This is a genomic window from Amycolatopsis sp. (assembly GCF_025464955.1).
Taxonomy (GTDB): Bacteria; Actinomycetota; Actinomycetes; order Mycobacteriales; family Pseudonocardiaceae; genus Amycolatopsis.
On sequence record NZ_JAODNM010000092.1, the window covers coordinates 150,258 to 174,759 of the forward strand.

Sequence of the window (24,502 nt, forward strand, 5' to 3'; positions counted from 1 at the left end):
TCCCATCAGGAATACTGATATGAGTGACGTTCGACGAGATCGAGGCTTTCTTCTGCATCGCGGACCAGGGCGGATTCACGCAGGCAGCCCGGCAGCTCAATCGCTCCCAGCCCGCGATCAGCCGCCGGATCCACGAGCTGGAGAACTCGCTGGACGCGGTGTTGTTCGAGCGGGTCGGTCGACGCGTGGTGCTCACCGACGCCGGAAAGGCCCTGCTGCCCCATGCCGAAGCCGTCCTCGCCGCGATCCGGGACGGTGAGCGGGCCGTCCGCGACCAGGCAGGTGGCGGGTCGACGCTGCGTCTGGCCATCGTCGGAACCCTGGCCGATTCGCACATCGTCGACGCGCTGCGTACGTTCAAGTCGCGGTTCGAGCAGGTCTCGGTCGAGTTGCGGACCGCGACCAGCCGCGAGGTGAGCACACTCGTCCGAAACGGCGAAGCCTGCCTGGGCCTTCGGTACTACGCCGACGCCGATCCCAAACTGGAGTCGATCCCGCTCGGCGAGGAGAAGCTCTTCGTGGTGGTACCGGCCGCGCACCCGGTGACCGCACGCAGCCTGCCGGATCTGCACGCGCTGCGGGACGAGAAATGGCTCGGCTTTCCCGTGCGGCAGCGTCAGCCGGACTCCTTCGGTGACGTGCTCGAACGGCAGCTGACGGCGTCCGGACTCGAGAATCCCGCCATCACGAGGGTCGACAGCCTCACCGCGCAGAAGAGGCTGGTCGAGGCCGGTCTCGGGATCGCCCTCATGCCGACGAGCAGCGTCCGGGAGGAGCTGCGCCTCGGCAGCCTGCGCATGATCGACGTCGCCACGATGAACGCGCACCTGCCCGTGGTCGCCGTCCGGCGGGCCAACGGTTACCACAGCCCGCTGGCGTCGGCGTTCCTGGAAGTACTGGCAGATCACACCTCGGAGCTGTCGAGCAGCTAGCCGAGCATGCCGTTGCGCTGCAGGATCGAAACGGCGCTCACGGTGGTGTAACCGCGCCATTCCAAGCTGGCCGCAGGGGAGTAGCTGGCGAAGTCGACGGACCAGCCCCCGTCCTGCTGCTGCCGATCTGCCAGCCGACGAAGATCGGCATCGACCACTGCCGGTGCGAACAGGTTTCGCGCCGGCCGGTCAGGAAGGGGAGCGAAGTCCAGCGGGCGCATCACTTCGTCCTCGGCGCCGCCCGCGACAGGGAGGATCCCGTTCTCAGGGACGTATTCGCGCAGACGTTCCAGCAGTGTGAGCGCCTCCGGGTAGGTCTCGTGCGCGGCGTCGAGGAACCGCACGGCAAAGGCAAGGACGAGAGCGTGCGGCTGGCCTTCGAGCTTGCGGACAGCGGACTGGCAGTACTCCGTGATCCGGGCGAGCCAAGGATGATCGGCGACGGCCGGGACACGGGCGGCCACACGGTGGGCGGTCGCCGCGACGATCGCGGAGATCTGCAGCGAGGACGCGGTCGAGTCCGCGTCAGCCCAGAAGGGCGCGCAGCCGGCGGGGTCGCTGACCGGCAACGCGAACGGCAGCCCGCCGTCGGGCAAGGTCACCGAGGCCAACCAGTCGCACAACTCGACAGCTCGCGGACTCCCGACTGGCGCGATGTCGGCGAGCACCTCGAACGCGTGCAAAGCCGGCCCGGGTTGGCTCTCGGTGGACCTCAAATCGGGCTCGAGGCCCCAGCCGAAGCCGCCGTCGGGGTTGCCGTACGCATCTAGCGCGGCGAGGGTGGCTTCGGGATCACCCTCGCCCAGCAGGTGCTGAAAGCGGTGGCGGTCGAGAAGCCGGGCGTGCGTGGCCAGGAAGGCCGTGGCCGCGGAAAGGTCGATGGGCATCCGCTCATCATGGCCGGTGCCGACGATCTTGGCTTGAACAGTTCGGACATCGCACTAAACACCTGCGAGCTCGGGCTGGTTGAGGACGTCGACCCCGGCCGCGACGCCTCACGGGTCCGCAGGTAGTCGACGAAGACGCTAACCGTTGAGCTTCTCGGCGAGTTGAGCGAGTTGAGCGGTGACGGTGCCCCAGCCGTCAGCGAAGCCCAGTTCAGCGTGCCGGGCGCGGGCGGCGGGGTCGCCGTGGCGCACGATGACCCGGTAGTCGGTGCCGTCGGGATGGTCCCGCAGCACGACCTCGGCGGTTATCGCGACGGGCGCGGGGCTCGCTGGACGCCATTCGCTGTCGATCGAGTTGGTGAACACGATCCGCTCATACTCGTCCACCACAAGGAAACAGGCGTTCAGGTGCGGGACGAACGTGTCGCCGTCGTCACTCATCGACGTGACGAACGCGCCGCCAGGCCGGACGTCGAGGCGCTCGACGCGGCAGCGCATCGGGGCGGGTATCCACCACTGCGCCAGGTTGGCCGGATCGGTCCACGCGTCCCACACCTGCTTGCGGGGTGCGTGGATGACCCGGTCGATGCCCAGGTCCAGGTCGGGGTTCATGGATTCTCCTTGGGATTGGTGACGAACAGTTCCAGACGATCGGTACGGTCCGCCCAGATGTCGCGCTGCTCCTCGAGCCAGCCCTCGACGAGCGCGAACCGCTCCCGGTTGAGTTCACAAGTGCGTACGCGGCCGGATTTCGCCGTGCGGATCAGGCCGTTCGATTCGAGCACCCGCACATGCTTCATGAACGACGGCAATGTCATCGGGGCCTCGTCGGCGAGGTCGCCGACGCTCATCGGGCCGCGACCGAGCCGCCGGAGGACCGCGCGCCTGGTCGGGTCGGCGAGCGCGGTGAACACGCCGTCGAGCACTGCCGAATACTGTGCCATGAGGCTAAGTATTAGCCCGCGGCAACACTTAGCGCAAGGGCTAAGTGTTGCCGGGTTCTGGCGTCGCTGTCAGCGAGTTTCGGTGATGGCGTCCATGACCGTGTCGAGAGTGGACTCCAGTACGGCGCGAGCCTGGTCGCCCGCGGGCAGTGCCCGTGCGATCGTGACCGCGCCGACGATCGCGGCCACCATGGCCCAGGCCCGCGTCTCTCGCTCTTTCTGCGGGCCCCGCATTGCAGGGGTCAGAACGCCCACCAACTCCACCATTCGGCGTCGATACGCCTCGCGCACAGCCTCGCCTGCCCTTGACACATCCGAGCTCAGCGACGGCATCACGCACCCTGCGGCGACGTGCTCGCGGTGCATGTCGCTGAGGTACATGCGCAGCACCTCCTCGAGCCGGCGTCGTCGCTCGGCCGGGTCGTCGTCGACGATGACGGCGAACTCGTTGCCGAGTTGCCCGGCGATCACCTCTTCGAGGACTGCTTCCTTGTTGGCGAAGTTCGAGTAGAGCGCGCCAGAGGTGACTTTGGCCGACGCGGCGAGCTGGTCAACGCCGACGCCGCGGAAGCCGTTCTCCTTCAGGGTGCGGGAGGCCGACTGCAGGATCGCCGCCTTGGCCTGCGCTTTGTGATCTTTCGAGTACCTCATGTGAGAGTCGCTCCCTTGCTTCCGCCTGCCCTCCCATCATAGGGTAGCGCTCGTTATATAACGACTGCTATCCTATGAATCTCGAGGTCAAACGCGGCACAAAGCCGAGAAAAGAGAGCAACCATGTCTGTGAACATCAACGAAGCGCCCACCAAGACCCTGAACGTCGACGGCACGCCCTTCGCCTACCGTGAAGTGGGCGTCGGCACCGGTACCCCGTTGCTGTTCCTGCAGCACGTCACGGGATCGCTGGACGACTGGGATCCCGCGGTGGTCAACGGCCTTGCGGCCGGGCGGCGCGTCATCCTGCTCGCCAACCGGGGTGTCGGCGGCTCCGGGGGCGTAACGCCCGACAGCATCGAGGCCATGGCCGACGACGCGGTGGCGTTCGTCGAGGCGCTCGGGCTGGACACGGTCGACTTGCTGGGCTATTCCCTGGGCGGCATGGTTGCCCAGGCGTTCGCCCAGCAGCGGCCCGAGCTGGTCCGCCGGATCATCCTGGCGGGCACCTCACCCGCGGGCGGCGAGGGCGCTGCCGCGGTAGGCGCGGTGCTGGGGGCCGCCACCGAGAAGGCAGGCGCCGAGGGCAAGCACCCCAAGCACTTCCTGTTCTTCACACCGAGCGCGAGCAGTCAGGCGGCCGCGAACGCCTTCCTCGGCCGGCTGGACGAACGCACCGAGGACCGGGACGCTGCCGTGTCGAACGAGACGATCGGCGCCCAGTTGGCCGCGATGGCGAAGTGGGAGCAGGGCTCCTCGCCCGCCGGCCTGGCGACCCTGGACAAGCCTGTCCTGGTTGTCAACGGCGACGACGACACGATGCTGAAGACGATCAACTCGTTCAAGCTCGCGCAGCTGCTACCCAACGCCCAACTGGCCGTCTACCCCGACTCGAACCACGGCGCCATCTTCCAGTACCACGAGCTGTTCGTGCAGCAGGTACAGGACTTCCTGCGCAACTGAACGGCGCTTGAGGGCCGCGCGTGTGGCGCCTTACGCCACAAGGGTGGCCCTGAAGGGTCGTCCGGTGGTTGGTCTGTCGTGAGGGCCCCCTTCACGGCGTAAGGCGTACTCAACTAGGCCTTGACGCCGTCTCTGCCCTGCCGAAACTGCCTTTCGGAGCCCCAACAGTCACATCGCCACCACCGGCACCACAAGCGCACCGCAACTGGCCCTCAACCCCGCGACCAGCACCCACTCGCCTCGGTCCTTGCTGCTCTGCACAGAACCCGACCACCCCGACCCCGCTCAAGTCCAGGCATTGGGGTCCGGCCCCATATCGCAAACCGCAGCGGAGGCCGGGGACGCAACCGCCGGCAGGGGGTCCGGGGGCGAAGCCCGCCGGGCGGGGTCTGGGGGTTGCACCCCCAGGAAACACGACGAGAGATCGCAGCGAGCGCTCTCCGCGAGCAGGGATCACCGAATCTCGAGTGGGCCCGGAGAGACTCGAACTCTCACTGGCACGGACCTAAACCGTGTGCCTCTGCCAATTGGGCTACGGGCCCGACGTGGGAAATCGTATCGCGGGTGAGTATCGGGGTGTTCTCGGCGTGGCCTGTGCGGCGGGTCGTGGGTCGGTGATCTAACGTGGGGCGCCTGCACAGGCATGCCGGCGAGGAGGAAACGTGGCCCGCGATCCCGACACCATCGAGCGTGAGATCGAAAACGCCAGGAACGCTCTGGCTTCGACGCTCGACCAGCTCGGCACCAAGGCGAACCCTCAGCGTCTCGCCACCGCGGCGAAGACGAGCGTGAGCGCCAAGCTCAACGAGCCCAAGGTCAAGTACACGCTGATCGGCGTCGGCGCGCTGATCGGCGCGTTGTTGCTGCGCAAGCTCCTGCGTTAGGTCGCGAAACCCCGCGAAGGCTAGGCCTTGGCCGCGGGCATCGCGCCGCCCGGTTTCCCACCGAGTGCGCTGCCGATGTCCGCGTATTCGGCCTCCGGTCCGGGGCTGTTCTTCGGCGTGGACTTCGGGGCGGCCGCTGCCGACTTCCTGGCCTCGACGGCTTTCGACAGCTTCTTGCCCGGGGGAATCGGCGGTTTCGCCGTGGCCGCGGCCTTGGTCGAGGAGCCCGGTGGGGGGATCTCCAGCGGCGCCGGCGGGCCTTCGGGGCGGCTTAGCCGGGCGGTCATGTAGGCCTCGGTGAAGTCCAGCGCGCTGCCGTTGAGCAGGTGCACCACCGTCGGCTTCGTCTTCGGTTCGGCGTCCTCGAGACACTTCTCGACCAGCTGGTCGGTGGTGTCCCTGGCCGCGATGATGCCGGGCGCCCGGGCGGTGAGCTCCTTACCCAGACCACTCACCGTGATCGTCCAGTCGTCGTTCTCGTGCACGTAGATCGCCGTAATCGCTTCCGCCATCTGTCTCACCCCTCTCACTCGCCATGCTCTTCTAGGCTGGACGATGCCACGGGCGTCTCATGACGTCAGAATCCGATTAACCCGTTCGGACAAGATCGCTTCGAGTGCCGTCCAACTTTCTACAGTGTCATCGATACAGCAAGACGACTCTGTGTCACAAGTAACGGAGGCACTCACGCTCTGAGTGACGACCGGATGGCCTAATGCACGAGCATCTTCACGCGCGTGTGACGTACACGTCGTTCAGACGGCGCGCGGGGCCAGGCCGTTCCAGAGGAGGTCCATCGCGTAGGCGGTGACGGTGTCCGGTGCGACCTCTTCGTGCCGTTCGCACCAGATGGCGAGTCGCTCGCAGGCACCGACGACGAACTCGGCGGACGCGTCGACCTGAAGCTCGGACCCGGAGTCGAAGTAGCCGCTCATCAGCGCGGCGATCAGGTCGGTCTGCTGACGCCTGGTCTCTTCGATCTCGTCGGCCGCGGGCGTGCCGATCAACGCCATCTCGTGGCGCAGCAGTGACCAGGCCTGCCGCCGCTCGCGGATGAAGACGAAGAACGCCAGCAGGCCGCGACGCAGGGCGTCCTCGGCGTCGACGGCGCCGACTGTGGCTTTTTCCGTGACGAGCCGGAGTTCGGCCCGCGACTGACGGATGCAGCCGAGCAGCAGGCCTTCCTTCGAGTTGAAGTACTCGTACAGCATCGGCTTGGAGACGCCGACCCGCTCGGCGATGTCGTCCATCGACGCCGCCGCATACCCGCGCTCGGCGAACACCACCTCGGCGATGTCGATCATCTGCCGCATCCGCTCGGCCCGGGGCATGCGCTTGCGCTTCGCGGTGGTCACCCAATTTACTCTACCGGTAGTAACCTACCTTGAGTAAGGTAACTGGCGAGTAGGTAGAGACTTCGGCGAAGGGCTGGCACATGGGCAAGCGGACCGAGACCGGTGTCGTCATCGTCGGGACCGGCTTCTCCGGCCTCGGCATGGCGATCCAGCTGCGCAAAGAGGGTCGCGAGGACTTCGTGATCCTCGAGAAGGCCACCGACGTCGGCGGCACCTGGCGGGACAACACCTATCCAGGGTGCGCCTGCGACATCCCGTCGCACATGTACTCGTTCTCGTTCGAGCAGAACCCCGGCTGGTCGCGCGCCTACTCACCCCAGCCCGAGATCTGGGCCTACATGCGCGGGGTTGCGGACAAGTACGACCTCCGCCGCTTCATCCGCTTCGGCCAGGAGATGACCGGTGCCCGCTGGGACTCCGACGAAGCCCGCTGGCACGTCTCCGCCGCGTCCGGCAACGAGTTCGTTGGCCGGTTCCTCGTCGCCGGGGTCGGTGCGTTGCACCTGCCGCAGATCCCCGAGCTGCCTGGGATCGAGAAGTTCCAGGGCGCCAGCTTCCATTCGGCGCAGTGGGACCACGACTACGACCTCAAGGGCAAGAAGGTCGCTGTGGTCGGCACCGGCGCCAGTGCCGTCCAGTTCGTCCCGGAGATTGCCCAAGACGTGGCGAAACTGAGCCTGTTCCAGCGGACGCCGCCGTGGATCATGCCGAAGGCCGACCACGAGATGCCCGGGTGGACGCGCCGCGCGTTCAAGGCCGTCCCGTTCCTGCAGCGCGCGTACCGCGACTTCCTGTATTGGACGCTGGAGGCCCGCGCGATCGGCTTCAACGGCCACGCCGGCGTGATGAAGCTCGGCCAGCGCCTCGCCCAACGCAATATCGACAAGGCCGTCAAGGATCCGGAACTGCGCGCGAAGCTCACCCCGGACTACACGATGGGCTGCAAGCGGGTGCTCGTGTCGAACGCCTACTACCCGGCGCTGATCAGGGACAACGTCGAGGTGGTGACGGACGGCGTGACCGAGGTGCGGGAACACTCCATCGTCGACGCCGCCGGGGTCTCCCACGAGGTCGACGCGATCATCTACGGCACCGGATTCCACGTCACCGACGCGTTCGACGACCTCGACATCATCGGCACCGGGGGCCGTAACCTCGGCAAGGAATGGGCCACCGAGGGCATGAACACCCACCAGGGCATCACCGTGTCCGGCTTCCCGAACCTGTTCTTCCTGCTCGGTCCGAACACCGGCCTCGGCCACAACTCGGTGGTCTTCATGATCGAGGCCCAGATCTCGTACGTCGCCGAGGCGGTCCGCATGGTCGAGAAGGCCGGCGCGAGGTCCCTCGACGCGCGGTCCGGCGCTCAGGCCCGCTTCAACGCCGACATCCAGCGCAAACTGGAGAAGGGCATCTGGACGCAGGGCGGCTGCAGGAGCTGGTACCTCGACGCGAAGGGCGTCAACCGCACGATCTGGCCTGGCTTCACCTGGCGCTACTGGCTCGACACCCGCTCAGTCCGCCGCGAGGACTTCGACCTGGTGTAGGACTCGTGAGTGTTCCGGCCGGCTAGAACGAGCCGGAACGCTCACGAGCCTTAGGCGCTGGCGAGGCGGCGGAGGCGGCCGATCAGGTCGATGGTGGGGATGCGGCAGAGCTCGGCCATGCGGTCCAGCGCGGGCAGGTCGAACTGGACTTCGTAGGACGACGAGCCGGCGTCTTCGGCCAGCCGTCCGGTTGCCCACCTGCGCAGCGACTCCAGCTCGGGCTGGTCGTCGGCGATCACCTTGCGCAGGTCGACGCGGACTCGGCCCGGCTCGTCGACGAACACGCGGCGGTGGACCTTCGCGAGCAGGTCCTGCGGCAGTTCGTCCATGGCGACGCACAGTTCGACCAGGCGCACCACCGAACACTGGCGGGTGCCGAGTTCGTAGGTGGCCAGTGTCTGCAGCGAGATCTCGCTCTGCAGATGCTGGTTGAGCTCCTTGCGCGTCCAGCCGCGCTGGCGTCGGAGCTTGCGGAGCTCGTCCCCGAGTATCCGCTGATACGTCTCGGCGTCGATCAACACTCCTCGTCCCCTGCCTGGCCACGGATGTCGTCGCGGGAAACGCGACTTGTCTTCACGTGTATGTAAGTCGGCAGATGCTCGCGCATTACGCGGTTTCGGGGATGTGTTTCATACCGATTTCGACGGTTGGGCCGAAGAGTGGATCTCCGTTAGACCATTCGGGGGTACGCCGAGGCTGGTCAGTTGACGCAGGTCACGCCGTTGGCAGTGATGGTCTGGTCGTCGGACGGGGGAGCCGCGGGCGAGCTGACCGGCGGCGCGGCGGGAGCGTCGGCCTTGACCGTCGGCGAGTAGTCGCTGCCGACCAGCACCAGCGCGTGCCCGACGAGCACCGCCTTGTCCTCGACGACGACCGCGTTGGACCCGAGCGCGGTCGCCACGGCCTGGCCGACGCTCTTCTGCCCGATCGGCACGTGCACCGCGGTGGTCTTGCGCGCGTTGGCGTTCGCCGTCTGGCCGCCGGTGAAGCCCTTCGCCACCAGTGCCTGCGACACGCTGGCGGCGAGCCCGGACTTGCCGGTGCCGTTGTCGACGTCGATCGTGGTCGCCTTGTTCGGGTTCGCCGCCGGCGCTCCCGGCGCGGCGGTGGTGCCCTGGACGAAGGCGCGCACGGCCTGCGGGTCGATCTGGACCGCCGAACCGTCGTGGGGGGTCGAGTAGTCGGGGTTGACCACCGGAATGGTCTGGAATTCGAGCTGGCCGCCGGTCAGCCCCTTCATCTGCTGGGCGAAGCTCAGGATGTCCCAGTTCTGGTTGAGCACCACGGACTTCTTGATCGAGTCGATCAGGCCGGTCAGCTTGCCAGGGTTGACCAGCGTGCCCGCCGACAGGACCTGCTTGGCCATGCTCGCCATGAACACCTGCTGGCGCACCACTCGGTCGAGGTCGCCGCGGGGCAGGCCGTGCCGCTGGCGGACGAACTGGAGCGCCTGCACGCCGGAGATCGTGTGCTCGCCCTTGGTGAAGTTCGCGCCGGAGTACGAGTCGTTGACGTTGTCCTTCAGGCACACCTGGACCCCGCCGATGGCCTTGGTGATGTCGCTGAAGCCGAGCAGGTTGATCGAGGCGTAGTTGTCGATCGTCGAGCCGGTGAGCTGCTCGATCGTAGCGATCAGCAGCTTGGCGCCGGCCTGGTTGCTCTGCTGGATGATGTCCTTCTGGTCGGTGTCGCCCTGCTTCGTGAGGGCTTCGCGCTGCTTGACGTACCCGTCGGCGTACGCGGAGTTGATCTTGTGCTGGCCGTAGCCGGGGATGCTGACGTAGGAGTCGCGCGGCAGGGAGATCGCGACGGCTTTGCTGCCGTCGTTGGGGATGTGCACCATGATCAGCGTGTCGGTGTTGAGCTCGCCGTCCGACTGGCCGGCGTTGAGTTCGTCGAGCACTTCCTGCGACAGCGGGTTGCCCTGCGCGTCCGTCCGGCTGTCCATCCCGACCAGCAGGATGTCGCGCGCGCCGTCGGCGGGCTTGTCCCCGCCCGCCGCGGCGTTCGAGTCGATGACGTCGGTCACCGAGAGCCCGTTGACCAGGCCCTGCATCGCGGCCCATGCGTACCCGGTCAGCGACATCACCAGCACCGAGACGATCCCCAGCGCGACCTTCGGGCCTCGCAGGGAGCCACGGCGTCGTGGCGGCGGCGAGGGCCTGGACCTGGGCGCCTGCGGGCTGCGCGGCGGCGGATCCTGTGGTGGCCGGCGGCTGCCGGTGGAGCCACTCGAGGCCGTGCGGCGCGGCTCGCCCGGGCGGAGGTCGCGGCCGGATCCGGCCCGGCGCGAGGGCGACTGGCCGCGGCGTGGCGCGGAGCCGTCGTCGTCCTGCCAAGGTCGGGCAGGACGTCCCCGGTCGGGTGGGTACTCCACGTCGGTTCCTCCTTCCGCTCCTACGGCCTTCAAGGTTGGACGCATCGTCGCGTGCCGGGGTTGTCGTAGGGTTACACATCCCCCCGAAGATGTGGCGCGCACCACCCTGGGCGAGTCTTCGCACTACCTCGATGGGTATTTTGGCCCGATTTTCGGCAGTTCGCTCAGGGACGCGCCGGTCTTGCGGCACGCGCGCCGGGCCAGCGGGTCCACGCCACCGCGACCAGTGCCACCCCCGCCGTCACGAGGTGCAGCGTGAGGCTGACCGGGTCGGCGCCGCTGCCGTCGGTCGCGAACAGCAGCGACGGTACGCACGCCAGCCCGCACAACAGCCAGGTCCCGGTCCGGCCGCTGGTCCCGATCCGGACCGTGTGCAGCAGGAACACCCCGAGCAGCAGGTGGATCAGGCTCTGGATCGGGTCGAGTTTCAGCCCGAGCATGCTCGCCTCGGAGTCGCCCCCGCCGAACCTGGTCAGCGCGAACCCGAACACCCCAAGTGTGGCGAAGGTGAGTCCGAACGCCGTCGCGGCCCGGCCGAGCAGTGCGCCGAGGAAGCCGGTGGCAGCCGTGTCCGGCAGCAGGTGGTTCCGTTCGTGCTCGAACCAGCGAGGCCGCTCGAACCACCAGAACACCAACGCCGCGGGCCCGGCGAGCAACGCGAGCGCGAGCGCTGTCTGCGGCCGCAGGAGCCAGTGCAGGCTCTCGTCCGGCAGGTACACGATCGCGACGAGCAGCAGCATCGCGGAAAGGAAGCCGAGATAGAGGCTCATCGGCGCGCGCAGGGCGAACCGGACGACGCGGGTGACCGCCGCCCGGTCGGCGATGCGGCACAGGGGCTTCGCCAGCAGGCCGAGCACGCTGAGCTGCGCGATGCCGAGAATCAGCACCTCCCACGCCGGCGCGCTCAGTGCGGGCGGGGAGCCTTCGCCACCGAGCAGGACCAGCGGTGAGCCGGTCAGCACGCTCGCGGCGGCCAACCCGAGCAACCCGATCGTGGCGCCGGCGAGGAGCCGCCGACGGCTCGGCCGGACGCCGTCCGCGTGGGAGAACGCGACCTGCTGGGCCAGCAGGACTACCCCGAACGTGGCGACGTAGTGCGGCACGGCCGAACCGAACCAGTTCGCGGACACCTCACCGAGCACGACGACGCCGAGCAGCCCGGCGATCGTGGCGACGGGGCTCCGGCGCTGCGCCGCGAGCATGACCGGCGTCGACACCAGTGTCAGCAGGTAGAGCCCGAGCAGCCACAGCGGGTGCAGCGCAATTCGCATGACCGCCGCGCTCGTGCCGGACGGGACGCCGAGCAGCTCCAGCGCCAGCGGGACGACCAGCGCGACCACGGCGAAGATCAGGGCCGGGCGCAGCAGCCAGCTCGCCCGGTGCGCGAGGAACCCGCGGTAGCCGCCGCCGGTGGCGAGCGCGGACCGCCAGCCGGCGGCGTTCGCGCGTCCGCCGGCGAAGAAGTACAGCGGCGCGAGCTGAGCCAGCCAGGTCAGCGGCCAGAGATCACTCCGGTCGGTGCCGGCCCAGTCCAGCAAGGCCGTGGCTGATTCACCCAGCATCAGCAGGACGACAGCCGCAACGCCGAGCAACGTCCAGCGGTCGACCGGTCCGCGAGCCGCCGGCGCGGGATCGCCCGCCCGGACCGGACGCGGGGTACGTCGGGCACGCAGCCAGCCGCTCATCCGGAACATCAGCAGCAGCGCGATGGCAGCGACCCCGGCGAGCATCGGCCCGAGCGGATCGCCGACCGGCGGGCCCCAGCGCTGGTGCCAGGAGTTGACCACCAGTCCGGCCGAATACAGCGAGGCGACGACCTGGCAGCTGGTTTCCGAGTTCATCGGGTTGAGCCCGCACGTCGCGTGCATGTCGGCGGAGAGGCGGTTGTCCAGCGCCGCCCGGACCTCCGGTCCCAGCGGATGCCCCTTGCGGTCCGCGTACCGGAGCAGGTCGTAGCCGAGGTCGTGCGCCTTGCACGGCACCGAGTAGTCCCACTTGGTGTTGTCGTCGCCCCACGGCGCCGAGCAGCCGCCGTCGGTGTGCACGGCGCGCACGGTACCGTCCTTGGCCCCGAGGATGCCCGGGGTGACGCCCATGACCGCGGTGAAATCCGGCGGGAGCTTGGCGAGCGCGGTGGGAGCCGGTCCGGGGTGGACGAGTGCCTCGATCGCGTTCTGCGCGGCCAGCACGTCGCCCTGCGGCGGTCCCTGGTCCGGCGGCGCGGGCGGGCGGGACGCGACCATCCCGAAGCCCAGTACGACCAGCGCGAGCATCAGGAACCACGCCGAAGTGGACAGCGGGCGCCGAACGCGCGCCGGCCGCTCTTCGACGGTCTGTGCCAGGGCTGTCATGTTCTCCAGGGTCTCAGTCCGGATCCGCTGCCGACATCCGGTAAACCCCCGGACTTGGAGTGCGCCAGGCTACCGGGTCGGCCAAAGCTGCCGGGTCCGGCGGGCCGCGGGGCGCCGACATGCACTCGAACTTGCCCCTTGGTCGTCCCCAATGGGAGGTGTTTCCAGGTTTGCGCAGTTCAAGGTCATATACCTGGGGTGATTCAGGGCTCGATCGTGGCGGAAAGGGCTCCAGCCGAACTACACCACCGCGGCGTTAGCGTGGCCTTTCACCGGGCAATTCGTGCCCGGCACCGACCGGCCAGGAGAAGGAGTTCCGTGTCTCGCAGGGGTTTTCAAGTTTCCGTCACCGCCCGCCGGGTCTGATTCGCCCGTTTCCTACTGCTTCCGGTCGTCCGCATGAGGTGCAGATGGAGTTAGCCACGTCCGCCCGGTCGGCCCTCGCCATGCCGTTGGACAGCGCCATCGCGGCGTTGCGGAACCTGCCGCCGGGCACCTCGCTCCGCGAACCCGAGACACCGGACCTCCGTCTGCTCGCGGAGGCCGTGCGGGCCGTCCCGGAAGGTCGCGATGTCGCCGAGTGGCTCTGGCAGCACCACCCTTCCGCGGTCTCCGCGACCGTCCTGCGGGCCCAGCTCGCCGCGCTGAGCCGCGCGATCGTCGGGTTCTCCGGAGCCGCGTGGGAAAGCGTCTTCGCGCCCGAAGCCGGGCTGAAACTGGCCGGGGTGTCGAACTCCGCGGGCGGCCGATGGCGGTCGGTGTTGCGGCACAGCGACGCGGTGGCCGTGCTCGACTACCTCCGGGAAGACGCCGAGCTGTGCGAAGCCGTCGCGGAATGGGCGGACACCGTCGAATACGGAGCGCTCGCTCATGCGCTGCGCTCGACCGGCCTCCTCGAGGACCCGACGGCAGGCCGAGGCGTCGAGCGGCTGAGGATGCTGCGCGACGACGAGCTGCGGCTGGCCACGACGATGGCGGTCGCGGCCCAGGTGCCGGCGATGGCCATCGAACTCAACCTGGACGACGTCGTCGCGCATCGGCAGACCGCCGGCGTCCGCGAGGGTGTACCGGTGGTCGAGCTCGTCCTCGATTCGGTGGCGGTGGGCGACTGGGGGTTCGCCGTCGCCGTCGTCGTCCGCGCCCCGGAGGACGTCCACCGCACCGGCACCTCGATCTCGATCAGGTCGATCCGCTGGAACGGGCTCGCGCGGATCAGCGATGACCTCGGGCACGAGTACCTCATCGTCGACCGCGAGCACTACCCGCTCGGTGCCGAAGCTGGTCAGGGCAAGGAAAGCGTCGTCCACTGGTGCTATCCGAAACCGCACCCGGACGCCACGTCGCTGTATGTCGAATCGGCTGGGCACCGGGTCGAGAGCATGAGTTTCGACACCGTCGAGGAAGCCTGGCCGACCCGGTCCATCACGCAGGTCGAGTCCGCTTCCGTGCTCAAGGCGTCACTCGTCCGCTGAGTCAGGCCGGTCCCTCCGGGTGATCAACTTCGGTGGATCCTGGGAATTCCCGCGCCCTCGACCACGCCGTGTTGCATGATGACCTCCAGTCGGCCAACTGGCGGCGGAGAGGTTTCAGCGGGCGGGGAGCCCCTTTGGCACAAAGTCCGATCACTTTTGGGCAGGCGCTACGGGCGTCCCGCCTTCGTGCGCGGCTCACTCAGCGGGAACTGGCGGAGCCGGCGGGGGTAAGCCTGCGCACTATTCGTTATATCGAACTCGGCCAGGTCGAACGGCCGCGCCGGGAATCCATCGAGCGGCTCGCCGAAGTGGTCGATTTGCCCGTGTCCGGATATACCCTGCCGGCTGGGGACGAGGTGGCCGCGACGGTCCACATCGGAGTGCTGGGCCCGCTCGCGGTCACCTCCGGTGGGGCCGCGTCGGGCGATCACGACGGCGCCCGTGCCGACTGGACTTCGGCGCTGGCCGAGTTCTCGGCGATCGGCGCACCCGAAGCCGAGGAGATCGAGATCCTGTTGCAGAAATCGGGTCGCCCGTGGTGACTGGTTCGCACCAGACCGAAAAGGACGATAGATCGCCGGTATTCGGCGAGGCGCTCAGAGCGTCGCGGGTGCGCTCCGGCTTCAGCCAGCGTGAGCTCGCCGAGCGTGCCGGAGTCAGCCTGCGTGCGATCCGCTACCTCGAACAGGGCCTGGTCGAACGGCCTCGGCACGACACCGTGCTGAAGCTCGCCACCGCACTCGGAAACGACTTCGGTGAGCTGATTTCGTCCCGTGCGGACAACTCTGGGCAAGCTGGTCCGAACCGGTTCCTGATCGGTGTGCTCGGTCCGCTCGTAACCAGGCTGGGGTCGGATCCGGTCCACATCGGACCGTTGAAGCAGCGCACGGTTCTGGCACTGCTCGCCCTGGAAGCCAACAAGGTCGTGCCGCGGAATGAGATCGTAGACGTGCTGTGGGGAGACCGGCCTCCATCGAGCTGGCTGAACCTGGTGCACACCTACGTCTCCGGTCTCCGCAGGGCGCTCGATGCGGAGCGGCCGCTGATTTCTTCGGTGGACGGCGGCTACCAGCTGACCGTCGACGTCGAAGAACTTGACCTGCTGAGGTTCGATGAACTGGCAGCCACCGCTCGCAGGCAGGAACCGGAAGGCGCCTTGCTGCGCTACGAGACCGCGCTGGCCCTCTGGCGCGGCCCGGTGCTCGCCGACCTTCCCGCATCCCTGGGCGAGCATCCCGCGGCCGTCGCCGCCGCAAGCCGGCGGGTGGCGGTAGCCATGACATATGCAGATCTGGCACTCCCGCTCGGCGGCACCGAGCAGGTCGTCGAGCACCTTCGCCGAGTCGCTCGTGACAATCCGCTTCACGAAGGCTTGCAGGCGCGGTTGATGCTCGCGCTGGCCGGCTCCGGTCAGCAGGCCGCCGCCCTCGACCTGTTCACTGGCATGCGACGGCGGCTGGCCGAGGAACTCGGTGTCGGTCCCGGTACCGAGCTGCGGGACGCCCACCTCCGGATTATCCGTGACGACCCCGCCGAGCAGATCGGGCTGGGGCTCGGCACCGGAGCGCCGCCGGCCCAGCTGCCTCCGGACATCGAGGGGTTCGTCGGTCGCGACGGCCACCTGGCACGGCTCGACGCGACCTGTCTTGATGCACGCCGTTCCGGTCAGACGGCCGTCGTGATCTCGGCGATCGCCGGGACGGCCGGCGTCGGCAAAACCGCGCTCGCGGTGCACTGGGCTCATCGCGCCCGTGAGCACTTCCCGGACGGGCAGTTGTACGCGAACCTCCGCGGGTACGCGCCGGGATCGCCGGTCCGGCCGGTTGAAGTGCTGACCAGGTTCCTCCGGGGACTCGGGGTTTCGGCGGAGCGTGTTCCCACCGACGAGGACGAAGCGATCGACCTGTACCGCACGATGCTCACCGGCCGTCGGGTGCTCGTGGTGCTTGACAACGCCGCCAGCGTCGAACAGGTACGGCCGCTCCTGCCCGGCAGCTCCAGCTGCCAGGTGCTGGTCACCAGTCGCGACCAATTGACGGCCCTGGCTGCGACCACCGGCGCCCGGCGCCTTGTCCTGGACGTGCTGGAGCCCGCCGACGCCGAGGCGTTGCTGACCGGGATGGTCGGCGAGGTCCGCGCGGAGGCTGAGCCGCAAGCCGTCGCAGCACTGGCGAAAACGTGTGCCTACCTGCCGATCGCGCTGCGGATCGCCGGGGCGAACCTCGCTTCGGCACCGTTGGGCAGTGTCAGCGCTTACGTCGGCAATCTCCGCGAACGAGGACGGCTGGCGGAGCTCGCGATCGACGGTGACCCCGAGGCTGTGGTGCGAACTGCGTTCGACCTGTCCTACGAGAGTTTGGAACCGGGCGCCCGGCGGCTCTTCGGGCTCATCGGGCTGGTACCCGGCCCCGATTTCACCGCCGCGGCGGCCGCGGAGTTGACGGAGACCACGGCGCCGGTGGCCCAGCGCGCCTTGACCAGGCTCGTCGCGGCGAGCCTGGTCACCGAGTATTCGGCCGGGCGGTACCAACTCCATGACCTGCTTCGCGAGTACGCCGCGGACCGGGCGCGGACAGACGGGACGCCCAGCGAGATCCAGGCAGCCACGGCAAGGCTGTTCGACTACTACCTGCAGACCGTCGACGCGGCGACGAGCCTCCTTTATCCGCAGGCCGAGTGGATGCCGCTGGGGCCGGGACGGCGAGGAGTCCCGCTCGAACCGCCGAAATCCGCGTCCGAGGCGACGGACTGGCTCGATGCCGAACGTACCAACCTGTCCGCCGCCGTCATCCGATCGGCCGAGTACGGGGTTCGTTCCTACGCCTGGCGGATCACCGACGCGTTGCGCGGATACCTGTGGACGCGGGGCTACGCGGGTGAAGGGATGGCCGCGTGTCAAGCGGCTCTTCGTGTCGCCAAGGAAAACGGCGACAAGGCGGCCGAAGGATCGATGTCCAACGTCCTCGGGTTGATCCACTACAACGTGAGTGACTACCGGGCGGCGCTGATCTGTCACACCCGGGCGCTCGTGCTCAGCCGTGAGATGAAGAACCGGCCCGCCGAGGCCAGCTCTCAGCACAACATCGGCCGGGTGCATTCCCAGCTGGGGCAGCCGGCCCAGGCCGCCCACCACTACGAACAGTCGCTGGTGATCAGCCGGGAAACGGGAAACCCGCGTGGTGAAGCCACCGCGCTGAACTACCTCGGGGCCGCCGCGCTCTCGGCATGCCAAATCGGCAAAGCCGAGTCGTACGCCCTTCGCGGCCTTGAGCTGACTCGCCGGATCGGCGACCGCGATACTGAGGCCAGGACACTGCACTGCCTCGGCCTGATCCATTGGGCGCGAGGAGATCTCCTGGCCGCGCTGGAGATGTACACACTCTCCCTAACACTCGCGAGAGCTGTCGGTATCCGCTACCTCGAAGCGGGCGCGGCCGTGGTCATGGCCGAAACCTATTGCGACGCGGGCAGGTTCGACGAAGCCGAAGTCGCGGCGCAGCTCGCTATCAAAGAAGGCCGGAAGGTGGGCGAACGGCGCCAGGAGGTCGGCGGCCTGGACGTGCTGGGCACGATCCGCCAGCGTCTCGGCGATCCTGAGTCGGCGGTCCGCTACTACGAAAGCGCTTTGACGATGGCGGTGGAGACCTCGTTCGGTTTCGGCACCGCCTCCGTCCTCATCGGACTGTGCGCGGCTCGCAGGGCGGCAGGCCTGCCCGAGGAAGCTGTGCGGGACGGCCTCGAGGCGCTCGCGCTGATGCAGGACAAGGGGATGCGGTTGCTGGAGGTCCGTGCGCTGACCGAGTTGGCCCACGCCTACCTCGATGCCGACGACCAGGCCGCCGCGGAGAGTCATGCCGAACATGCGGTCACGCTGGCCAGAACCCGGGAGCAACGGCTCGGTGAAGCCAGAGCGCTCCTGGTTCTCGGTCACGTGCGTGACGCGACCGGAGACGACGCGGCCGCGAGGACGCACTGGGCAGCCGCCTTGGTGATCTTCTCCGGGATAGGCACCGACGAGGCCGGTAAGGCCCGCAGGCTGCTCGGAGCGGCAGGCTCTCAGCTGCGCTCGTTGTGACGTCCCCGTCGCGTTCGGCCGGGCGAATCGGCTACGGGAGGATTGACCGTCCGGCGGTGTCCGGGTCCTGGAAGTCGGTGGACGATGCGAAGCGCACCTGGTTCCGGCCCGCCTCTTTTGCCTGGTAGACGGCCGCGTCCGCGGCCTGAAGCAGCGCTTCCAGCGTCCCGCCGTTCGCGGGGGAAAGGGCTACCCCGATCGACGCCGTCCGACCAGCGATGGTCGTCGATCCGCCGCGTTTGTCGGTCGTGTCGATGCGTAGCTGTTCGATCGCGCTGCGAAGCCGTTCGGCGGCGAGTTTCGTGGTGGTCTCGTCGATGTCCGGGAGCAGGACGAGGAACTCCTCTCCACCGAACCTGCCGACGAGGTCGGCGGGCCTGGTGACCTCGTCGAGTGTCTGAGCCACGGTGCGCAACACGTCGTCACCGGCGGGATGGCCGTAGGTGTCGTTGATCCACTTGAAGTGGTCCAGGTCGATCATGAGCACGGCCAGCCCGTCTTCGGAGCGCGTCGCGCGGCCGAACGCCCGCTCCGCGGACTCCGACCAGCCACGCATGTTGAAGACCCCGGTCTTCCAATCCGTGCGCACGTCGTCCCGAAGCTGGTCCAGCTCGGCCAACCGGTTGAACACGACGGTCACCATCGCCATCACGGCCACGGCCGGGGGCATCACGATCAGCAGAATCGCGGTGATCGCACCCAGCCCGGTGGTGATGGCTTCGAGCAGGTTGTCGGCTTTGCTGCCGAGGATATTGCGTAGTTTCGGGCGGGTGGAACTGCCGAGGGCGATGATTCCGCCGACATAGACGATTTGTACGCCTTCATATACGAGACCGGCGAGAATGATCATCGAGAATTCCCGCAAAGAACCCAATGCGGTCAGCGAACCCCAATTCCTCGGGCCGAGGGACAGAAAGGCGAGATGGGCGAGTACGGCCGCGATGCTGTGCGAAATGGAAGCGAAGATGAACGTGTTCGCCGGCCGTCGTGCGGTGTACCAGCGTTGCGCGCGAATCAGTGCGATAAGCAGTACCGTCAACGGGGTCGGCAGGGTGAGAACGGCCGGGAAGACCCATACCGCGGTGAGGTCGATAAGGACGGTGTTGGTGCCGGCCCGACGCCGTTCCTCCTGGCGCTGGGTCAATTGAATGTGCACCGTCGCGCCGGCGGCGAGAATGGCGAACCGAATCCAGTCGCGACCCTGTGAGAGGGTGGAATCGGAGAAGGCGAGAACGAATACCACGACTGCCAGCGCATCCATGACCAGCAGAAACACCACCACGCGCCGCGGGTGCCGCCAGAGCGCCCAGCCGCGTGGATCGTAGGAGGCGAGTTCCGGCGCCGCAGTCGCCACGTCGCCGCTCACCGGCGACTGGTCCACTGTGGGCTGTGATCGCGGCGACACCCCTTCGTCGGACGCTCCCGAAAGAGGTCGATCGCGGGCTCTGCGTGGCACCCGCATCTCCTCTCGCCGTCCTCCCCTCGACGTCGGTGATCTGTTCGATACCTGCGCAAGTGTCGTTCACTTTCTCTGACCGCTATCATCTCAGCTTAGTGGTAGTACCGCCTCGGTGGAGGTCGAACGGGTTTGCCGTTTCCTCATCCGTCAGTCCAGAGTCCAGCTAGGAGGCGCGCCGATGTCCGCTCGTGACTGGTGATCGTTCACCGTGGGGTAACCATTGGGGTTCACTGGGTGACCACTGGTACCTATCCGTGTTTCGATTAAACGATCTTTCCTTTTCCCGTGGTTGGCACGTCGTCGGCGATGTTCGCCGTTCTCGCTCGCGCCCACGAGACCGCGATCGGCAGGGCCACCGCCGTCCCGACCGCACCGGCGATCGCGATAGCTTGCGTGGCTGAGCCGATGAGCTGGGTGAGCGCACCGCCCAGCGCTACGCCGATTCCCTGCACCACCCGAAGGCCGGTGCGGTAGACCCCGCCGGCCCCGCCGCGGATCTCGTTCGGGACCCAGGTGATGAATGTGACACCAACAGTGATGAAGTAGGCCCCGGCCGCCCCGGACAGGCCCAGCAGGAGCAGGGACACCACGAAGTTCGGGTGCGCGGCGAAGCCGATCAAGAACGCCGGCGGTGCGATGGCCAGCACGCCGAGGGCACGTTCGCGCCCTTCTTTCGACACATAGCGTGACAGGATGAAGGTTCCGACCACGAATCCCAGCGGGTCGGCGGCCAGCAGCCAGCCGACGGCTTGGTCGGACATCCCCAGTTCCCGGCTCAGCGGTGCGACGACCCCTTCCGGGATCACCGTGAACCCGACCAGCCACGAAAGCCAAATGAGGACGCGCAGCCGTCGCTGGCCGAACACCCACCGGATCGCACTGAACCAGGTGTCGCCGGCGCGCCCCGCGGCTGCCCTTGGTACCACCGAGCCCTGCACCACCAGCGCGCTGACCAGGAACGACGCCGCGTCGATGGCCAGCGCCCACGAGGTGCCGATCTGGGTCACCAGCAGGCCACCGCCTGCCAGGCCGAGCAGGATCGCGGTGTTGGACGTGATCCCGCGGAGGTCCTGGCTGCGGAGGTAGACCTCGTCGTCGGTGAACACCTCTCGGGCGAGTGAATTCTGGGCGGCGTTCCCCGGCGCCGCCACCAGCTTCGCGAACACGATCAATACGCAGAGCACGGCGATCGGGCTGTGCGGGATGGTCATCAGGCCGATGAAGACGGCCTGGATCGCCGACGTGACGACGACCACCGTGCGTCGGGGGAAACGGTCCGCGAGCTGGGCGAGACCGAGCCCGCCGGCGAGTGCAGGCAGGAAGGTCAGTGCGTAGACGGTGGCGGACCAGAGCGCGGACCCCGTCTGGTTGTAGACCAGGATCGCCAGTGCGACAACGGTGAGCTGGTCGCCGACGAGCGACTGTGTTTCGGCGAGCCATAGCGCGCGGAACTCGCCGTTGGTGAGAGCGGCGCGCATGGGGGGTGCCGCGTCGGTCGCCACTTTCTCACCACTTTCGCCTGATCGGGTGAACGTCATCCACTCGCATTCTGACTGCGGCGGCCCAACGGATCCGGGGGAGGTCCTGACTTTCGACCCGCTGACGACGTTGAGTATGCCTCCGACTACAGGAACCGTAACAATCGAACCGCGCCGGCTAATCCGTTCGGACCGGCTGGTTACGCCGGGTGAATGAAAGGGGGGCGGGTTCCCCTGACCTGTCCGGCGGTACCTCCGCACTGATCAACTCTCACCCCTTGGCGCAAGTCGGGCACCGTTCGTCGTGGGGGAGGTTTGAGCCGGGACGAATCGGCCGACACTAAGGGCATGAGCAGTGTCAGGGCCGGCAGTGGGGAGAAAGAGTCATGAACAGGCTGCTGGAGGGCAAGGCCGTCGTGGTGACCGGGGCCGGGCGCGGGCTCGGCGAGGCGTTCGCGGTGCACGTCGCGCACGCCGGCGGGGCGGTGGTCGTCAACGATGTCGACGTCGAACTGGCCGAGCGGACCGCGGCCGGGATCCGCCAGCACGGCGGCCGCGCGGTGGCGAGCGGGCACACGGTCGCCGACCCGGCGCAGGCCCAGGCGATCGTCGACCTCTGTGTCGAGGAGTTCGGCGCGATCGACGGGCTGGTCAACAACGCCGGGCTCAACTACGAAGCGTTCCCGTGGGACGACGACGTCGACCGCATGCGCGAGCTCGTCGAGGTCAACGTCCTGGGCGTGATGTACACCGGCATGGCCGCGGTCAAGGCCATGCGCGGCCATGGCGGCGGCTCGATCGTCAACATCTCCTCCGGTGCCTCGCTCGGCCAGCGCAAGCTCGGCGTGTACGCGGCGAGCAAGGGCGCGGTCGCGTCGCTGACCTACTCGTGGGCCCTGGACCTGGAGGAATGCGGTATCCGGGTCAACGCGGTCTGCCCGCTGGCGCACACCCGGATGGTCTGGAAGTCGGAGCGGTCGCTGCGCGCTTGCCCGCCCGACCGCACCCCGTCGAGGATCGCTCCGGTCGTGCTGTTCCTGCTCGGTGACGGATCCGACGGCATCACCGGGCAGATGATCCGCTGCAACGGCCCGCAGCTGCACATCATGGGTCAGCCGTTCCTCAAGCAGCCGATCCTGGAACGCCCCGCGTGGGACACCGAGACCGTGCAGCGCGCGTTCGACGAGGTGTTCAGCGCGCACCTGGAGAACTACGGCCTGGAGAAGCGTGTCCCACCGCGCCTGCGCAAGTGGACCGAGACGACGTCGACCCCCCTCCGCACCGCCTAGCGCAGCTAGGCGGGGTAGAGGTCGGCGATGTTCGGGCCGTAGCGTTCGTTGATCACGCGGCGCTTGAGCTTGAGGGTCGGCGTCAGCTCGCCGCTCTCGGCGCTCCACGGCTGCGTCAACACCTGGTACCGCTTGACCTGCTCGATCCTCGCCAAGCGGCTGTTCGCGGACTTCACCGCGGCCTCGATTTCCTCGATGACCCGCGGGTGATCGGCCAGCGATGCGCCTTCGCCGACGTCGACGCCGTTCGTGGCGGCCCAGGCGGGGGCAATCTCGTCGTCGAGCACGATCAACGCCGTCACGTACGGCCGGTCGTCGCCGATAGCGACCGCCTGCCCGATCAGGATGTGCTCCTTGAGCATGCCCTCGATCTTCGTCGGCGGGATGTTCTTGCCGCTCGACGTGATAATCAGTTCCTTCTTGCGGTCGGTGATCGAGACGAACCCGTCGGCGTCGATCGTGCCGATGTCACCGGTCGCCAGCCAGCCGTCGGGGTCGGTGTCGGGTTTGATCGAGCCGTCGGTCTGCAGGTAGCCGAGGAACACGACCGGTCCGCGGACCAGCAGCTCGCCGTCCTCGGCCGTCTTGACCTCGATGCCTTCCAGCGCGCGCCCGACGGTCCCGGCCTTGAACGCGGACGCCGTGTTCGACGTGATCGCGCCGGTGGTCTCGGACAGCCCCCACACTTCCTGGATCTCGATACCGAGCCCGGCGAGGAAGTACAGGATCTCGACCGGCAGCGCCGCGGCGCCGCTGGACGGCAGGATCAGCTGGTCCAGGCCCAGCATCGCGCGGATCGGCGCCAGCGCGGCCTTGTCCGTCTGCTCGATCTTCGCGGCGAGTTCGGCGGGCACTTCCTTGCCCGCGCTGCGAAGTTTGTACCCCTCCTGGAGTAGCCCGTTCGCCGCGAGCAGCGCCTCACGCCGGTCCTCCGGGGCGGCACCGAGCATGTTCTTCATGCCCGCCACCATCTTTTCCCACACCCGCGGCACCCCGAAGAAGCCCTCCGGGTGCACCTGCCCCAGCGCCGCGACGATGCCGCCCGGGTCGGCGAGCGTGTGCACGTGTCCGGCGAAGACGACCGGCATGTACACCGACAGCTCGCGCTCGGCGATGTGGGCGAGCGGCAGGTAGGCGATGGTCCTGGTGTGCAGCGGGGTCCCGTGCAGCCCGTGCACGGCCAGCGCCTCGTAGACGACGTTGCGGTGGGACAGCACGACGCCCTTCGGGTCGCCCGTGGTGCCCGAGGTGTAGATCATCGACAGCGGGTCGTCCGGCCGGATCCCCGCCCAGGAGCGTTCGAACGCGTCGGGGTCGGCAGCGTGGAGCGCCGCACCCTTCTCGCGCAGGGACGCGAGTGAGACGAACCGGCTGTTGCCGTCCGGGATCGCGTCGACGTCCATCACCACGATGTGGCGCAGCGCCGGCAGGTCGTCGAGGACCTGCGACCAGCGGCTCAGCTCGGTTTCACCCTCGAGCACCACGATCTCGGCAGCGCTGTGCTGTGCGACGTAGCGGATCTGGTCCGGGCTCAGCGTGGCGTACGCGGTGCAGGAGATCGCGGACAGGTGCGCCGCGGCGAGGTCGACGATCAGGTGGTCGGGGCTGCCGGACGCCATGATCAGCAGCCGCTTGCCCGCCGTCAAGCCGAGTTCGGCGAGCCCTCGCGAGACAACGGCGATCTGCGTCCGGAATTCGGCCCAGGTCAACGTCGGGTGGCCGTCGATGTCGAGCGACGTCACGGCCGGCAGATCGCCGTACTCCGTGGCGTTGCGGTGGAGCAGACTGGGGATGGTTTCACTGGCCGCCTGCTCTGCGACTGACTGCGGGGTGGTCAA

20 protein-coding genes and 1 tRNA gene are annotated in these 24,502 nt (G+C 68.1%); 8 read left to right on the plus strand and 13 right to left on the minus strand.

All coding sequences use genetic code 11. The features are described from left to right. The first annotated feature begins 23 nt into the window (after window positions 1-23). Window positions 24-932, plus strand: coding sequence for a LysR family transcriptional regulator (locus JWQ81_RS20700; protein WP_297543974.1), 909 nt, complete (start codon window positions 24-26; stop codon window positions 930-932). On the opposite strand, the gene JWQ81_RS20705 is transcribed toward JWQ81_RS20700, so the two are convergent. The 4 genes from JWQ81_RS20705 to JWQ81_RS20720 all read right to left on the minus strand — a co-directional run bounded on the left by JWQ81_RS20705 (window position 929) and on the right by JWQ81_RS20720 (window position 3,414). Beyond that, window positions 929-1,819: a hypothetical protein gene (locus JWQ81_RS20705; RefSeq protein WP_297543975.1), complete on the minus strand. Its 891-nt coding sequence runs from the start codon at window positions 1,817-1,819 to the stop codon at window positions 929-931. The genes JWQ81_RS20700 and JWQ81_RS20705 overlap by 4 nt on opposite strands. A 138-nt stretch (window positions 1,820-1,957) precedes the next feature. Continuing rightward, the gene (locus JWQ81_RS20710; RefSeq protein WP_297543976.1) at window positions 1,958-2,431 is read right to left on the minus strand and encodes an SRPBCC domain-containing protein; all 474 of its coding nucleotides are present in this window, start codon (window positions 2,429-2,431) and stop codon (window positions 1,958-1,960) included. Beyond that, the gene (locus JWQ81_RS20715) at window positions 2,428-2,763 is read right to left on the minus strand and encodes a metalloregulator ArsR/SmtB family transcription factor (RefSeq protein WP_297543977.1); all 336 of its coding nucleotides are present in this window, start codon (window positions 2,761-2,763) and stop codon (window positions 2,428-2,430) included. Before JWQ81_RS20715 ends, JWQ81_RS20710 begins: the two co-directional genes overlap by 4 nt. 69 nt (window positions 2,764-2,832) lie before the next feature. Continuing rightward, window positions 2,833-3,414, minus strand: coding sequence for a TetR/AcrR family transcriptional regulator (locus tag JWQ81_RS20720; RefSeq protein WP_297543978.1), 582 nt, complete (start codon window positions 3,412-3,414; stop codon window positions 2,833-2,835). 123 nt (window positions 3,415-3,537) lie between these two features. Here JWQ81_RS20720 and JWQ81_RS20725 point away from each other — a divergent pair, with 123 nt between their 5' ends. Further along, entirely contained in the window at window positions 3,538-4,377 is an 840-nt protein-coding gene (locus JWQ81_RS20725) for an alpha/beta hydrolase (RefSeq protein ID WP_297543979.1), read from the plus strand. Between the two features lie 468 nt (window positions 4,378-4,845). Here JWQ81_RS20725 and JWQ81_RS20730 read toward each other — a convergent pair. After that, window positions 4,846-4,919, minus strand: a tRNA-Leu gene (locus JWQ81_RS20730). Window positions 4,920-5,039: 120 nt separating this feature from the next. Here JWQ81_RS20730 and JWQ81_RS20735 point away from each other — a divergent pair. Next, window positions 5,040-5,261, plus strand: a complete 222-nt coding sequence (locus tag JWQ81_RS20735) for a DUF3618 domain-containing protein (RefSeq protein ID WP_297543980.1) — start codon at window positions 5,040-5,042, stop codon at window positions 5,259-5,261. A gap of 20 nt (window positions 5,262-5,281) precedes the next feature. Here JWQ81_RS20735 and JWQ81_RS20740 read toward each other — a convergent pair whose 3' ends face one another. Both JWQ81_RS20740 and JWQ81_RS20745 read right to left on the minus strand, forming a co-directional pair. Beyond that, on the minus strand, window positions 5,282-5,773 hold the full coding sequence (locus tag JWQ81_RS20740) for a hypothetical protein (protein WP_297543981.1): 492 nt from the start codon (window positions 5,771-5,773) through the stop codon (window positions 5,282-5,284). 243 nt (window positions 5,774-6,016) lie between these two features. Continuing rightward, the gene (locus JWQ81_RS20745) at window positions 6,017-6,574 is read right to left on the minus strand and encodes a TetR/AcrR family transcriptional regulator (protein ID WP_297544055.1); all 558 of its coding nucleotides are present in this window, start codon (window positions 6,572-6,574) and stop codon (window positions 6,017-6,019) included. Window positions 6,575-6,696: 122 nt separating this feature from the next. Between JWQ81_RS20745 and JWQ81_RS20750 the strand changes: the two genes are divergently transcribed. Further along, window positions 6,697-8,163: an NAD(P)/FAD-dependent oxidoreductase gene (locus JWQ81_RS20750; protein WP_297543983.1), complete on the plus strand. Its 1,467-nt coding sequence runs from the start codon at window positions 6,697-6,699 to the stop codon at window positions 8,161-8,163. A gap of 50 nt (window positions 8,164-8,213) precedes the next feature. Here JWQ81_RS20750 and JWQ81_RS20755 read toward each other — a convergent pair whose 3' ends face one another. The 3 genes from JWQ81_RS20755 to JWQ81_RS20765 form a co-directional block, all read right to left on the minus strand. Beyond that, a complete protein-coding gene (locus tag JWQ81_RS20755; protein ID WP_297543985.1) occupies window positions 8,214-8,684 on the minus strand; it encodes a helix-turn-helix domain-containing protein in 471 nt (156 codons plus the stop codon). A gap of 179 nt (window positions 8,685-8,863) precedes the next feature. After that, entirely contained in the window at window positions 8,864-10,249 is a 1,386-nt protein-coding gene (locus tag JWQ81_RS20760) for an LCP family protein (protein WP_297544057.1), read from the minus strand. 455 nt (window positions 10,250-10,704) lie between these two features. Next, entirely contained in the window at window positions 10,705-12,891 is a 2,187-nt protein-coding gene (locus JWQ81_RS20765; RefSeq protein WP_297543987.1) for a phospholipase A2, read from the minus strand. Between the two features lie 410 nt (window positions 12,892-13,301). On the opposite strand from JWQ81_RS20765, the gene JWQ81_RS20770 reads away from it, so the two are divergent. The 3 genes from JWQ81_RS20770 to JWQ81_RS20780 all read left to right on the plus strand — a co-directional run bounded on the left by JWQ81_RS20770 (window position 13,302) and on the right by JWQ81_RS20780 (window position 18,438). Continuing rightward, window positions 13,302-14,363 (plus strand): hypothetical protein, encoded by a 1,062-nt coding sequence (locus tag JWQ81_RS20770; RefSeq protein ID WP_297543989.1) that lies wholly within the window; start codon window positions 13,302-13,304, stop codon window positions 14,361-14,363. A 134-nt stretch (window positions 14,364-14,497) separates the two neighbouring features. Next, the gene (locus JWQ81_RS20775; protein ID WP_297543992.1) at window positions 14,498-14,905 is read left to right on the plus strand and encodes a helix-turn-helix transcriptional regulator; all 408 of its coding nucleotides are present in this window, start codon (window positions 14,498-14,500) and stop codon (window positions 14,903-14,905) included. Beyond that, entirely contained in the window at window positions 14,902-18,438 is a 3,537-nt protein-coding gene (locus tag JWQ81_RS20780) for a BTAD domain-containing putative transcriptional regulator (protein WP_297543997.1), read from the plus strand. The genes JWQ81_RS20775 and JWQ81_RS20780 overlap by 4 nt, the downstream gene beginning before the upstream one ends. Window positions 18,439-18,469: 31 nt before the next feature. On the opposite strand, the gene JWQ81_RS20785 is transcribed toward JWQ81_RS20780, so the two are convergent. Together JWQ81_RS20785 and JWQ81_RS20790 are read right to left on the minus strand one after the other, a co-directional pair. Then, window positions 18,470-19,699, minus strand: a complete 1,230-nt coding sequence (locus tag JWQ81_RS20785; protein WP_297544059.1) for a GGDEF domain-containing protein — start codon at window positions 19,697-19,699, stop codon at window positions 18,470-18,472. A 461-nt stretch (window positions 19,700-20,160) separates the two neighbouring features. After that, window positions 20,161-21,375, minus strand: coding sequence for an MFS transporter (locus JWQ81_RS20790; RefSeq protein WP_297544061.1), 1,215 nt, complete (start codon window positions 21,373-21,375; stop codon window positions 20,161-20,163). A gap of 386 nt (window positions 21,376-21,761) precedes the next feature. On the opposite strand from JWQ81_RS20790, the gene JWQ81_RS20795 reads away from it, so the two are divergent. After that, window positions 21,762-22,664 carry an SDR family oxidoreductase gene (locus JWQ81_RS20795; RefSeq protein WP_297543998.1) on the plus strand — a complete coding sequence of 301 codons (903 nt, stop codon included), beginning with the start codon at window positions 21,762-21,764 and terminating at the stop codon, window positions 22,662-22,664. Window positions 22,665-22,669: 5 nt separating this feature from the next. On the opposite strand, the gene JWQ81_RS20800 is transcribed toward JWQ81_RS20795, so the two are convergent. Then, window positions 22,670-24,502: a long-chain fatty acid--CoA ligase gene (locus JWQ81_RS20800; RefSeq protein ID WP_297543999.1), complete on the minus strand. Its 1,833-nt coding sequence runs from the start codon at window positions 24,500-24,502 to the stop codon at window positions 22,670-22,672.